Source organism: Streptomyces sp. NPDC043896, assembly GCF_056435605.1.
Genome location: NZ_JBWKEE010000001.1, coordinates 459,850 through 472,227 on the forward strand (window position 1 = coordinate 459,850; position 12,378 = coordinate 472,227).

The following is a 12,378-nucleotide window of genomic DNA, read 5'->3' on the forward strand; positions in this document are numbered from 1 at the left end:
ATCCTGGAGCAGTTCATGGGACGTTACGTGATCCGGCGGCTGCTCCAGATGATCCCCGTGTTCATCGGCAGCACCTTCCTGATCTTCATCATGGTCTACGCGCTCGGCGACCCCGTCGCCGCCCTCTTCGGCGACAAGGCCCCCGACCCCGCCACGGCCGCGCGGATCCGCAAGGACCTCTACCTCGACCGCCCCCTGTGGGAGCAGTACGTCCACTACATGGGGCAGATCTTCAAGGGTGACTTCGGCACGGCCTTCAACGGCCAGCCGGTCACCGAGCTGATGGCCACCGCCTTCCCCGTCACCCTGCGCCTGACCTGCGTCGCCATCGCCATCGAGATCCTCGTCGGCATCACCCTCGGCGTGGTCAGCGGACTGCGCCGGGGCAAGGCGATCGACACCACCCTCCTCGTCCTCACCCTCGTCGTCATCTCCGTGCCCACCTTCGTCACCGGCTACCTGCTCCAGTTCGTCTTCGGCGTCACATGGGGCTGGGTACGCCCCACCGTCTCCCCGGACGCCCCCTTCGGCGAGCTGATCCTGCCCGGCATCGTCCTCGCCCTGGTCTCCCTCGCCTACGTCACCCGGCTCTCGCGCACCTCCATCGCCGAGAACGTCAAGGCCGACTACGTCCGCACCGCCACCGCCAAGGGTCTGCCGCGCCGCCGGGTCATCACCCGCCACCTGCTGCGCAACTCCCTGATCCCGGTGGTCACCTTCATCGGCACCGACATCGGCGCCCTCATGGGCGGCGCCATCGTCACCGAGCGGATCTTCAACATCCACGGCGTCGGCTACCAGCTCTACCAGGGCATCCTGCGCAACAACTCGCCCACCGTGGTCGGCTTCGTCACCATCCTCGTCATCGTCTTCCTGGTGGCGAACCTCCTCGTCGACCTGCTCTACGCGGTCCTGGACCCGAGGATCCGTTATGCCTGAGCCCGAGCACCCCGAACGACCCGAGCGAGCCCAGGGACCCGGAGGGTACGACCCGGTGGGACCCCGCCCGCACGAAGCCGTCGCACCCACCGGCCAGGGAGGAGCCATGGACCTGGCCCTGGAAGAGGCCGAGAGCCTGGAGAAGGCCCCCGGACCGGACACCGGACCCCGGGAGAAGGCCCGGTCCCTGTGGTCCGACGCCTGGCACCAGCTGCGCCGCAACCCCGTCTTCATCGTCTCCGCCCTGCTGATCCTGTTCCTCGTCGTCATCGCCATCTGGCCGCAGCTCATCGCGAGCGGCGACCCCCTCAAGTGCGACCTGTCCAAATCGCAGCAGGGCTCCTCCCCGGGACACCCCTTCGGGTACGACACCCAGGGCTGCGACGTCTACACCCGGACCGTCTACGGCGCCCGCGCCTCCATCACCGTCGGCGTCTGCGCGACCGTCGGCGCCGCCCTGCTGGGCTCCGTACTCGGCGGGCTCGCCGGCTTCTTCGGCGGCTGGGGCGACGCCCTGCTCTCCCGGGTCGCCGACATCTTCTTCGGCATCCCCGTCGTCCTCGGCGGCCTGGTCTTCCTGTCCGTGGTCACCAGCACCACCGTGTGGCCCGTCGTCGGCTTCATCGTGCTGCTCGGCTGGCCCCAGCTCGCCCGCATCGCCCGCGGCTCGGTGATCACCGCCAAACAGAACGACTACGTCCAGGCCGCCCGGGCCCTCGGCGCCGGCAACGGCCGCATGCTGCTGCGGCACGTGGCCCCCAACGCCGTCGCCCCCGTCATCGTCGTCGCCACCATCGCGCTGGGCACCTACATCGCCCTGGAGGCCACCCTGTCCTTCCTCGGCGTCGGCCTGCGCCCGCCCACCGTCTCCTGGGGCATCGACATCTCCAACGCCGCCTCCCAGATCCGCAACGCCCCGCACATGCTGCTCTGGCCGGCGGGCGCCCTGAGCCTGACCGTCCTCGCCTTCATCATGCTCGGCGACGCGGTGCGCGACGCCCTCGACCCCAAGCTGCGCTGAGGAGTGAGCCGCCAGATGCTGCTCGAAGTCCGCGACCTGCACGTGGAGTTCACCACCCGCGACGGTGTCGCCAAGGCCGTCAACGGGGTGAACTACTCGGTGGACGAGGGCGAGACCCTCGCCGTGCTGGGCGAGTCCGGATCCGGCAAGTCGGTGACGGCCCAGGCCGTGATGGGGATCCTCGACACCCCGCCCGGCCGGATCGCGGGCGGCGAGATCCTCTTCAAGGGCAAGGACCTCCTGAAGACCAAGGAGGAGGAGCGGCGGAAGATCCGCGGCGCCGAGATGGCGATGATCTTCCAGGACGCCCTGTCCGCCCTCAATCCCGTCCTCAGCGTCGGCGCCCAGCTCGGCGAGATGTTCGAGGTCCACCGCGGGATGTCCCGCAAGGACGCCCGGGCGAAGGCCGTGGACCTGATGGACAGGGTGAAGATCCCGGCGGCCCGTCAGCGCGTGGGGGACTACCCGCACCAGTTCTCCGGCGGCATGCGCCAGCGCATCATGATCGCGATGGCGCTGGCCCTGGAACCCTCCCTCATCATCGCCGACGAACCGACCACCGCCCTCGACGTCACCGTCCAGGCGCAGGTCATGGACCTGCTCGCCGAGCTCCAGCGCGAACTCAACATGGGCCTCATCCTCATCACGCACGACCTCGGCGTCGTCGCCGACGTCGCCGACAAGATCGCCGTCATGTACGCGGGGCGGATCGTCGAGGCGGCCCCCGTCCACCAGATCTACCAGGCGCCCGCCCACCCCTACACCCGCGGCCTGCTCGACTCCATCCCCCGCCTGGACCAGAAGGGCCAGGAGCTCTACGCCATCAAGGGCCTGCCGCCGAACCTGCTGGCCATCCCGCCCGGCTGCGCCTTCAACCCGCGCTGCCCCATGGCACAGGCCGTCTGCCGCACGGACGTCCCGCCACTCGCGGACGTCGCCCCGGAACGGGCCAGCGCCTGCTTCTTCTGGAAGGAGTGCCTCGGTGCCTGAGCCCATCCTGGAGGTCCGCGGCCTCGTCAAGCACTACCCCCTCACCCAGGGCATCCTCTTCAAGAAGCAGATCGGCGCCGTCAAGGCCGTCGACGGGGTCTCCTTCACCCTGGCCCCGGGGGAGACCCTCGGCATCGTCGGCGAGTCCGGCTGCGGGAAGTCCACCGTCGCCCGGATGCTGGTCAACCTGGAACGACCCACCGCCGGTGCCATCTCGTACAAGGGCGAGGACATCACCAAGCTCTCCGGCCGCGCCCTGAAGGCGGTGCGCCGCAACATCCAGATGGTGTTCCAGGACCCGTACACCTCGCTCAACCCGCGCATGACGGTCGGCGACATCATCGGCGAGCCGTACGAGATCCACCCCGAGGTGGCCCCGAAGGGCGACCGCCGGCGCAAGGTCCAGGAACTCCTGGACGTCGTGGGCCTGAACCCGGAGTACATCAACCGCTACCCGCACCAGTTCTCCGGCGGCCAGCGCCAGCGCATCGGCATCGCCCGCGGCCTCGCCCTCCGGCCCGAGGTCATCGTCGCGGACGAGCCCGTCTCCGCGCTCGACGTCTCCGTCCAGGCGCAGGTCGTCAACCTGCTGGAGCGCCTCCAGGACGAGTTCGGGCTCTCGTACGTGTTCATCGCGCACGACCTCTCGATCGTGCGGCACATCTCCGACCGGGTCGGGGTCATGTACCTCGGGCGCGTCGTCGAGATCGGCAGCGACACCCAGATCTACGACCACCCCACCCACCCGTACACCCAGGCCCTGCTCTCCGCCGTGCCCGTGCCCGACCCCGGGGCCCGCGCCCACCGGGAGCGGATCATCCTCACCGGCGACGTGCCCTCCCCGGCCAACCCGCCCTCCGGATGCCCCTTCCGGACCCGCTGCTGGAAGGCCGAATCCCGCTGTGCGACGGAGGTTCCGCCGCTGGCCGTCCCGGCGGTCTTCCCCTCCGGCCCGGCGGCCCACCCCTCGGCCTGCCACTTCGCCGCCGAGAAGCGGGTGGTTCCGCCGCCGGGCGAACTCCCGCCCCCGCCGGCCCCGCTGACGAAGCGGTAGCCGCCGGTGCGGACGAGCGCGCACTCCTCCATTCCTGGAACATTCATGGAGGGCGGCAGGGCAGGTGCTCCTGAGTGTTCGAACGGTTTCGGACGCCCGGATGAGCGATCATTTCCAGCCACCCCGCGCGAGGGTGCCCGGTCGGGCCCGTAGCGACCCAACACGCGTAACACTGGGGCAACTTGACCGTTTCTGCCCCGAGATCTGGAGCGTGCAGTCTGGGCCACGTGCGGCCGTGCGGGTGCCGACGGCCGGCCGGGAGGGCGTGAAGCCCTCCCGGTCGGTGTCCGTGTGCCCCCGGGTGTGCGCGGCATGCGCCCCTCGTGCTGCCGGAATTCGATCGATGCGCTGGTACGGATAGTTATGATCCGTAGCGCACGGTGGGTATGAATTCGCCGAGCACGAGTACGCATACCGATGTCCGCTCGACGTGGAGGTGAAACGCCGTGGCACTCTCGATCTCGGCCGTGGTGCTGCTGGCGATCGTCGTCTTCCTTCTGGTCCGGAGGTCGGGTCTGAAGGCGGGGCACGCGTTCGTCTGCGTACTGCTCGGGTTCTACCTGGCGAGTTCCACGGTCGCGCCCACCCTCAGCCAGCTCACGTCCAACGTGGCGAGCATGATCAGTGGCCTCAAGCTCTAGGGTCTGCTCGTAGGCTGGGGCCCATGAACGGTCTTCCCGCCCGTCGTCTGCTCCTCGTGCACGCGCACCCGGACGACGAGTCGATCAACAACGGCGTCACCATGGCCAAGTACGCCGCCGAGGGCGCCCACGTCGCCCTGGTGACCTGCACCCTCGGCGAGGAGGGCGAGGTCATCCCCCCGGAGCTGGCCCACCTGGCGCCGGACCGCGACGACACCCTCGGCCCGTTCCGGGTCGGCGAGCTCGCCGCCGCGATGAAGGAACTCGGGGTCGCCGACCACCGCTTCCTCGGCGGCGCCGGCCGCTTCCGGGACTCCGGGATGATGGGCGCCCCGCAGAACGCCCGCCCCGGCTCCTTCTGGTCCGCCGACCTGGACGAGGCCGCCGGGTACCTCGTCGAGGTGATCCGGGAGCTGCGCCCGCAGGTCCTCGTCACCTACGACCCCGACGGCGGCTACGGCCACCCCGACCACATCCAGGCCCACCGCGTCGCCATGCGCGGCGCGGAACTGGCCGCCGAGGCCGGGTACCGCCCCGAGCTCGGCGCCCCGCACGCCGTCGCGAAGGTCTACTGGAACCGCGTACCGGTCTCGGTGGTCGAGGAGGGCTTCGAACGGCTGCGCGCCGCGGGCGCCGCCTTCCCCGGCATCGCGACCCCGGAGGACGTGCCGGGCGTGGTCCCCGACGAGCGGATCACCGCCGAGATCGGCGACGAGGGCGACGCGACCGTCCTGGTGGCGGCGAAGGCCGCCGCAATGCGGGCGCACGTCACCCAGATCGCCGTCGACGGCCCCTTCTTCGCCCTCTCCAACGACCTGGGCCAGCCCCTGTTCGCCCGGGAGTACTACGAGTTGGCGGCGGGCCGCTCCGGAGCCCCGGCCGGCGAGCGCGAGCGGGACCTCTTCGCGGGGGTGGGGGAGTGACCGCGGCGCTGACCCCGGGCCGGATCGCCGCCCTGCTGGGCCTGCTCGTCGCCGGCGTGCTGACCGGCGCGGCCGGCTGGACCGTGGTCGACCTGTGGTTCCCGGGCGGGCTGCTGCTCGCGCTGCTTGCCCTCCTCGGACTGTTCCTCGGGGGCCGGATCGCCATCGGCACGGGCCTCGGAGTGGGCTCCGCCGCGGCCGGATGGTTCCTCTCCTACGTCCTCCTCAGCGTCCCCCGCCCCGAAGGGGACTTCCTGCTCGGTTCCTCCGGAATCGGCATGTACGCATACCTTTTGGGGGGAAGTGCGGCCGCTGTGATCTGCGCCACGATGCGCGGCCCCGCGCAGGGGCCGGTTCCGGCCTCCAAGTCCCGCGGCTGACGGGCCCCTGAACTCCCGCGCCCTCCGATCGGGGACGGGTTGCGGGGGTTTGACGGGCCCTCGTACGGGGGCGCGCGGAAGCGTAAGAGGAACCTCGGATTCCTGGGCGACAGTTACGCCCCGGCGGCGGCCAGTATGGTGGACGGGCCGCCGAGCTGCCCGCGCACGGTACGACGGGCGGCGGAGCCAACCGGGAGAACCTGCCTTGAGTCGTGAAACCGACAGTTCGCCCCCCGGGCCCCCAGGGCACGGTGGAGCCGCCTACCCCTCGGGTACGCCGCCGTATGGAACCGGCCAGTACCCGTCCGTGCCACCCGGTCCCGGCGCCGCGACCGCCCCGGAGGAGAACCCTGTGACCTCGAACCCGTCCACGCCCGACACCGACGGGCCGAAGACCGAGACCCACCTGACGACCCGGATCCGGATCAACATCCCCGGATCCCGGCCGATCCCGCCCGTGGTCGTACGCAAGCCCGTGAAGGACAGCGGCCAGGACGCGTCCCCGGCCGCCGCCGGGCCCGCCACGGACGGGACGCCGCGCACGCCCGAGCGGCGCCCCGCGCCGGCCCGGCCCGCCGCGTCGGCCCCCGCGCTCCCCGCGGCCCCGGCGCCGGCCCCCGCGCCGGCCGCACCTGCGCCCGCCCCCACGCCCGCGCCCGCCGAGGAGCCGGCCAGCAACTGGTTCGCCCCGCGCAAGCCGGCCGCGCCCGCGCCCACGGCGACGCCCCCGGCCGGCGTGCCCGTGGCCCCCGCCGCGCCCGGCGGCCCCGGACCCGGTATGCCCGGCGGCCCCGGCCCCGGCCCCGGCGTTCCCGGCCCCGGCGGCTCCGGCATGCCCGGCGCCGGCTACGGCTCCGGCGTCCCCGGCACCGGTGCCGGCTTCGCGCCCCCCGCCGAACCCGGGCGCCCGCAGCCCCCGGCCGCGCACGGCAGCGGGGCCGGCTTCGCACCGGCCCCCGCCGTCGGCGGACCCGGGGTCGGCGCGCCCCAGGGATACGCCGGGTACGACAACGGCCCCGTCACGGAGCCCTTCCCCGCCTTCGCGGAGCCCGCCGGGCCGACCGGCGGACCCGCGCTGGGCACCGTACCGGTGGGCGCCGACGAGGCCCCCAGCTGGCCCGGCCCCGAGGCCTTCGACGCCCCGGCCGCCGCGCCCGCCCCCGGCCCGGCCGGCGCCCCGGCCCGCACCCCCGTCCCCACCCCCGGCCCGGCCGCCCCGCCGCCCGGCCCGCAGCCGCCGCGCCAGACCCGGCCGGCGCCCGCCCCGGCCGGCAAGTCCGGCAAGGCCGCCCCGGCCGGCAAGCCCGCCAAGAAGAAGGGCCGCTCCAAGCTGGTCCTGCTCGGCGGGGGCGTCGTCGTCCTCGCCGGCGTGGCCTACGGCGCCGGGCTGCTGATGAACCACTCCGACGTCCCCAAGGGCACCACCGTCCTCGGCGTCGACATCAGCGGCAGCCGCGACGACGCCGTCACCAAGCTCCAGACGGCCTTCGGCAAGCGCGCCGCCGCCCCGCTCCAGCTCAGCGTCGGCGGCAAGCAGGTCGAGCTGAAGCCCGAGAAGGCGGGCCTGACCCTCGACAGCCAGACCACCGTCCGCAACGCCACGGGCAGCGACTACAACCCCGTCACCGTCATCGGCTCCCTCTTCGGGGTCGAGCGCACGGCCACCGCCGTCATGCCGGTCGACGAGGAGAAGCTGCGGGTCTCCCTCCAGGAGCTGGCCGGCGCCGCCGGCTCGGCGTCCGAGGGCACCATCAAGTTCGACACCGGCAAGGCCGTCGCGGTCCCCGGCAAGGCCGGCGAGGGCCTGGACGTCGACGGCTCCGTCGACAAGGTCACCAAGGCCTTCCGCGAGCTCGTCGCCAACGGCAAGGCCGCCACCGTCGAACTCCCCGTCGCCAAGCGGGAGCCCACGATCACCCAGGCCGAACTGGACCGGGCGATGAAGGAGTTCGCGGAGCCCGCCATGTCCGGCGTCGCGACGGTCAAGGCGGGCGCCAAGTCCATCCCCTTCGGCCCCAAGTCCCTGCCGAAGATCCTCAGCATGACCGCCGTGGACGGACGCCTCGTCGAGAAGTACGACCTGGAGGCCCTGAAGGCCACCTACGGCACGGCCTTCGACGGCGTCCTCGTCACCCGGGGCACCGGCGCCAAGACGCCCGTCACCCCGCAGGACGTCGCGGGCGCCCTCGGCAAGGCGCTCGTCGGCAAGACCCCCGCCGAGCGGACCGCCACGATCGACACCAACGCGAACTGACCGGCCCGCGCCACGCGTCCGAAGCCCCTTCCCGGCCCCGGGAAGGGGCTTCGCGGCCTTCCCGGCACCCCGACCGGCCCCCGCCGGAGCCTCAGTTCAGCAGCGCGCGGGCCGCCACGGCTTCGCCGCGGATGCGGGCCGCCGAGTCCGTGTCCACGGCGTCCATGACCTCCGCGTAGGCCTCCAGCTCCGACGCCCCCTCGCGGAACGCCCCGCGTTCCACCAGCAGCCGCGCCCGCTCGTAGCGCAGCGCCGCCGGGTGCGACGGCAGCAGCAGCGAGAGGTCCAGGGCCCACAGGGCGACCCCGGAGTGCTCCGGGCGCGACGAGGCCCAGGCGCGGATGTTGTTCAGGATCCGCAGGACGATGTCCAGCGTCCGGGCCGGGGTCTTGGGGGACGCCGCCAGCTCCGCCGGACCCGCGCCCAGCGAGGCCCCGCCGGCGAAGGGGTCCACCACCACCGAGTCCTCCGGGTCCCCGAAGCCCACCACGAAGTGCCCCGGCAGCCCCAGCCCGTACACGGGCGCGCCCGCCCGCCGGGCGACCTCCAGCCACACCACCGAGAGGAGGATCGGCAGGCCCCGCCGGCGCCGCAGCACCTCGTGCAGGAGCGAGGAGGGCAGCCGGTCGTAGTCGGCGGGGGTGCCGTGGAAGCCGAGCCGGCCGCCGAGCAGCTCCGTCACCGCCGAGGCCCACGCCCGCGCGTCCCGCAGCCCGTAGGGCAGCATCCCCGCGAGCCGGTCCAGTTCGATCTCGGCCCAGTCCATGGTCCGTTCGTCCAGCTCCGGGTCGGCCTCCGCGGCCAGCAGCAGGCACAGCCGGGCCAGGTCGGGCCGCTCCGAGCGGGCCTCCGCCGCGAACAGCTCCCGGGTGTTCACGCCGCCGCCCGGAAGTGGTGGTAGGCGTGGTGCGTGGCGAAGCCCATCCCGTCGTACAGGGCCCGTGCCGCCGGATTGTCCGTCTCCACCTGGAGCCAGGCCGCCGAGGCGCCCTCCTCCAGCGCCCGCCGGGCCAGTGCCGTCATCACCGCCGTCGCGAGCCCCCGCCGCCGCTCCTGCGGGGCGACGGTGACCGCCGCGAAGCCCGCCCAGCGGCCGTCCGTCACGAGCCGCCCGATCGCCCGGCCGCCGCCCAGGGAGGCGAACCACACCGAGGGGCCCTCCACCAGCATCCGCCGGGCCAGCTCCGGGTCCCGGACCTTGCCGTAGCGGTCGAGCCACCGTGCGTCCGGCTCGCGGGTCAGCGTCACGTCCGCGACGTCCGCGTCCCGGTCGGCCACCGGGGCCAGCGCCCCGACGCGGACCTCCGCCGAGACCTCGTTGACCCAGCCGCGCCGCTCCAGCTCGGCGCAGAGCAGCTCCTGGGTGCCGGCGGCGCCGGTCGCGGCCTGCACGTAGGCGGGGAGTCCGCGTTCCGCGTACCAGGCCGTCACCCGCGCGAGTGCTTCGTCCAGGGGTATCCCGGGGTCGCCGAGCGGCAGCACCGAATTCGCCCGCCGGGTGAACCCGCCGGCCGCCCGCAGCGTCCACTCGCCGAGCGGCTCGCTCTCCAGCGGCCGCCAGGCCCGCGCGGTGACCCTCGCGAGCTCCTCGAAGGAGGCCGCGGGACCCCTGCGACGGGCCGGCGCGGGGGGCACGATCTTGCCCGCGACCAGCGACGATTCCGGGATGTGGACGGACACGCCGTCCTTGCGTGTGATCGTCAGCACACCCCCGGTCCAGGATGTGAGAACCCCGACCGCGTCCGCGAAGGCCGGGGTGCCGCTCCCGCCGTCCTCCACCCGTCGTACAGAGACTCGTTTACCCACGTCAGCCGGGGTAATACGGATCTCCAGCAGCCCACCGGCAGTGATTTCCACAGCTCTGTCCGCCCCTCCTGTTCGGATCGTGCCCGGGAACGGAGATACTAGGTGCGGGCATCGACGACGCCGCGCTCCCGCGCGAATGGACAGCCCTACCGAGGAGGAACGAGAGCGTGACCTACGTCATCGCGGAGCCTTGTGTCGACGTCAAGGACAAGGCATGCATCGAAGAGTGCCCCGTCGACTGCATCTACGAGGGCCAGCGGTCCTTGTACATCCACCCGGACGAGTGCGTCGACTGCGGCGCGTGTGAGCCGGTCTGCCCGGTCGAGGCCATCTTCTACGAGGACGACACCCCGGAGGAGTGGAAGGACTACTACAAGGCGAACGTCGAGTTCTTCGACGAGCTCGGTTCGCCCGGTGGCGCCTCCAAGCTCGGCCTGATCGAGCGTGACCACCCCTTCGTCGCCGGCCTGCCCGCCGACATCAACGCCGGCGAGCACTGACCGTTCACGGCAGACGCGCCTCTCGGTCCCGTACGGCACTGCTGCCGCGCGGGACCGAGCCGTTTCGTCGTACGACACAGCCCCGCACCTCACAGAGAGCAGAGAGCACCGTGGCCGCAGTTTCCGACCGCCTTCCCGTCTTTCCCTGGGACAAACTGGAGCCGTACAAGGCCACGGCGGCGGCCCACGCCGACGGCATCGTCGACCTGTCCGTCGGCACCCCCGTGGACCCGGTGCCCGACCTGATCCGGCGCGCCCTCGTCGCCGCCGCCGACTCCCCGGGCTACCCGACGGTGTGGGGGACGCCCGAACTGCGCGACGCGATCACCGGCTGGCTGCGCGGCCGGCTCGGCGCGAGCGCCGCCGGACACCGCAACGTGCTGCCGGTCGTCGGCTCCAAGGAACTCGTGGCCTGGCTGCCGACCCAGCTGGGCCTCGGCGCCGGCGACAAGGTGGCCTACCCGCGCCTCGCGTACCCGACGTACGAGGTCGGCGCGCGGCTGTGCGGCGCGGAGGCCGTCGTCTACGACGACCCGATGGAGCTCGACCCGGCGGGCCTGAAGCTGCTGTGGCTCAACTCCCCGTCCAACCCCACCGGGAAGGTCATTCCGAAGGAGGAGCTGGTCCGGATCGTCGCCTGGGCGCGCGAGCACGGCATCCTGCTCTTCAGCGACGAGTGCTACCTGGAGCTGGGCTGGGAGGCCGAGCCCGTCTCCGTCCTGCACGACGACGTCTGCGGCGGCTCGTACGAGGGCATCGTGGCCGTGCACTCGCTCTCCAAGCGCTCCAACCTGGCCGGCTACCGGGCCGCGTTCATCGCCGGCGACGAGGCCGTCCTCGGCGAGCTGCTGCAGATCCGCAAGCACGGCGGCATGATGACCGCCGCGCCCGTCCAGGCGGCCACCGTGGCGGCCCTCGGCGACGACGCGCACGTCGAGGAGCAGCGCGGCCGCTACGCCGCCCGCCGCGAGGCGCTGCGCACGGCCCTGGAGGCGCACGGCTTCCGCATCGAGCACAGCGAGGCCAGCCTCTACCTGTGGGCGACCCGTGACGAGCCCTGCTGGGACACCGTCGCCCACCTGGCCGAGCTCGGCATCCTGGTCGCGCCGGGCGACTTCTACGGTGCGGCCGGCGCGAACTTCGTCCGCGTCGCCTTCACCGCCACCGACGAGCGGGTCGCGGCCGCGGTCAAGCGCCTCGGCTGAGCCGCCCGCCGGGGCGGAACGGGCAGAACGGGCCGAGGGGGCCGGGAGCAGTGGCTCCCGGCCCCCTCGGGCGTTCCGGCACGGCGGACGGGTGGGGTCAGCCGCCCAGCGGCAGGCCGCCGCCGGCCAGGGGCAGCTGGCTCACGGGAAGCTGGCCGGCGACGGGCAGGCCGCCCAGGGACTGCCCGGCGGCGCCGGCGCCGCCGACGACCTCGGTGGCGGGACCGGCCACGGGGGCGGCGGCGGGGACGGCCTCGGTGGCGGTGTGCGCGGCGTCGGTGGCCGCTCCGGCGTCCGGGGCGGTGAGCGTGTTCAGCTTCGGCAGGGACTCCAGGCCCACGGCGTCGGCCGCGCTGGCGGCGCCTGCCGCACCGACCACGGGAGCGGTACCGGCTGCGAGGAGAAGCGCGGCGCGGGCGATCCGACGGGTCAGGGGGAGGGTCATGATGCTCCTAAGCGGTAGCGGCTGAGTACGCCGTGTACAACCGCTCGCGGGGTGGGAGGAGTTGCGGACCAGCCGGGTAAAGGATCAGTAACGCATCGTTTAATCGGCTTCCGTGACAAGCGCATCGGACCCGCGCCCACCTGCGCTTCTGTCCGTCCTCCGGGTGTACGGCCCGAACGCGTGGACACCCCTCCCGGGGGACGGGCCGTACGTGTGACCG

Annotated in this window: 13 protein-coding genes; 10 read left to right on the forward strand and 3 right to left on the reverse strand. The window is 73.1% G+C overall.

What is annotated here, in order from left to right:
- Positions 1-15: 15 nt before the first annotated feature.
- From AC069X_RS02170 to AC069X_RS02205, 8 genes are all read left to right on the forward strand, one after another.
- A complete protein-coding gene (locus tag AC069X_RS02170) occupies positions 16-939 on the forward strand; it encodes an ABC transporter permease (RefSeq protein WP_478724130.1) in 924 nt (307 codons plus the stop codon).
- Positions 932-1,960 carry an ABC transporter permease gene (locus tag AC069X_RS02175; protein WP_478724132.1) on the forward strand — a complete coding sequence of 343 codons (1,029 nt, stop codon included), beginning with the start codon at positions 932-934 and terminating at the stop codon, positions 1,958-1,960. The genes AC069X_RS02170 and AC069X_RS02175 overlap by 8 nt, the downstream gene beginning before the upstream one ends.
- Before the next feature lie 15 nt (positions 1,961-1,975).
- On the forward strand, positions 1,976-2,950 hold the full coding sequence (locus AC069X_RS02180; RefSeq protein WP_478724134.1) for an ABC transporter ATP-binding protein: 975 nt from the start codon (positions 1,976-1,978) through the stop codon (positions 2,948-2,950).
- Positions 2,943-4,004, forward strand: coding sequence for an ABC transporter ATP-binding protein (locus AC069X_RS02185; RefSeq protein WP_478724136.1), 1,062 nt, complete (start codon positions 2,943-2,945; stop codon positions 4,002-4,004). The genes AC069X_RS02180 and AC069X_RS02185 overlap by 8 nt, the downstream gene beginning before the upstream one ends.
- A gap of 446 nt (positions 4,005-4,450) precedes the next feature.
- Entirely contained in the window at positions 4,451-4,645 is a 195-nt protein-coding gene (locus AC069X_RS02190; protein ID WP_045952243.1) for a hypothetical protein, read from the forward strand.
- A gap of 23 nt (positions 4,646-4,668) precedes the next feature.
- Complete coding sequence (gene mshB, locus AC069X_RS02195) at positions 4,669-5,568, forward strand: N-acetyl-1-D-myo-inositol-2-amino-2-deoxy-alpha-D-glucopyranoside deacetylase (protein WP_478724138.1); 900 nt, start codon at positions 4,669-4,671, stop codon at positions 5,566-5,568.
- Positions 5,565-5,948, forward strand: coding sequence for a DUF6113 family protein (locus AC069X_RS02200; protein WP_478724140.1), 384 nt, complete (start codon positions 5,565-5,567; stop codon positions 5,946-5,948). Before mshB ends, AC069X_RS02200 begins: the two co-directional genes overlap by 4 nt.
- 205 nt (positions 5,949-6,153) lie before the next feature.
- Positions 6,154-8,202, forward strand: coding sequence for a hypothetical protein (locus AC069X_RS02205; protein WP_478724142.1), 2,049 nt, complete (start codon positions 6,154-6,156; stop codon positions 8,200-8,202).
- A gap of 91 nt (positions 8,203-8,293) precedes the next feature.
- Here the strand turns inward: AC069X_RS02205 and AC069X_RS02210 are convergent, their stop codons facing one another.
- Positions 8,294-9,079: a transglutaminase family protein gene (locus tag AC069X_RS02210; protein ID WP_478724144.1), complete on the reverse strand. Its 786-nt coding sequence runs from the start codon at positions 9,077-9,079 to the stop codon at positions 8,294-8,296.
- A complete protein-coding gene (locus tag AC069X_RS02215; protein ID WP_478724146.1) occupies positions 9,076-10,059 on the reverse strand; it encodes a GNAT family N-acetyltransferase in 984 nt (327 codons plus the stop codon). The genes AC069X_RS02210 and AC069X_RS02215 overlap by 4 nt, the downstream gene beginning before the upstream one ends.
- A gap of 116 nt (positions 10,060-10,175) precedes the next feature.
- On the opposite strand from AC069X_RS02215, the gene fdxA reads away from it, so the two are divergent.
- Together fdxA and AC069X_RS02225 are read left to right on the forward strand one after the other, a co-directional pair.
- Complete coding sequence (gene fdxA, locus AC069X_RS02220; RefSeq protein ID WP_478724148.1) at positions 10,176-10,508, forward strand: ferredoxin; 333 nt, start codon at positions 10,176-10,178, stop codon at positions 10,506-10,508.
- A gap of 110 nt (positions 10,509-10,618) precedes the next feature.
- The gene (locus AC069X_RS02225) at positions 10,619-11,713 is read left to right on the forward strand and encodes a bifunctional succinyldiaminopimelate transaminase/glutamate-prephenate aminotransferase (protein ID WP_478724149.1); all 1,095 of its coding nucleotides are present in this window, start codon (positions 10,619-10,621) and stop codon (positions 11,711-11,713) included.
- 97 nt (positions 11,714-11,810) lie between these two features.
- Here the strand turns inward: AC069X_RS02225 and AC069X_RS02230 are convergent, their stop codons facing one another.
- Positions 11,811-12,158, reverse strand: coding sequence for an ATP-binding protein (locus AC069X_RS02230; protein WP_478724151.1), 348 nt, complete (start codon positions 12,156-12,158; stop codon positions 11,811-11,813).
- Positions 12,159-12,378: the final 220 nt, after the last annotated feature.

Excerpts from the sequence above, each read along its gene's own strand:
- AC069X_RS02175 (WP_478724132.1), top strand. The coding sequence starts at position 932 with ATGCCTGAGCCCGAGCACCCCGAACGACCCGAGCGAGCCCAGGGACCC.
- AC069X_RS02230 (WP_478724151.1), bottom strand. The coding sequence starts at position 12,158 with ATGACCCTCCCCCTGACCCGTCGGATCGCCCGCGCCGCGCTTCTCCTC.
- AC069X_RS02170 (WP_478724130.1), top strand. The coding sequence starts at position 16 with ATGGGACGTTACGTGATCCGGCGGCTGCTCCAGATGATCCCCGTGTTC.
- mshB (WP_478724138.1), top strand. The coding sequence starts at position 4,669 with ATGAACGGTCTTCCCGCCCGTCGTCTGCTCCTCGTGCACGCGCACCCG.
- AC069X_RS02180 (WP_478724134.1), top strand. The coding sequence starts at position 1,976 with ATGCTGCTCGAAGTCCGCGACCTGCACGTGGAGTTCACCACCCGCGAC.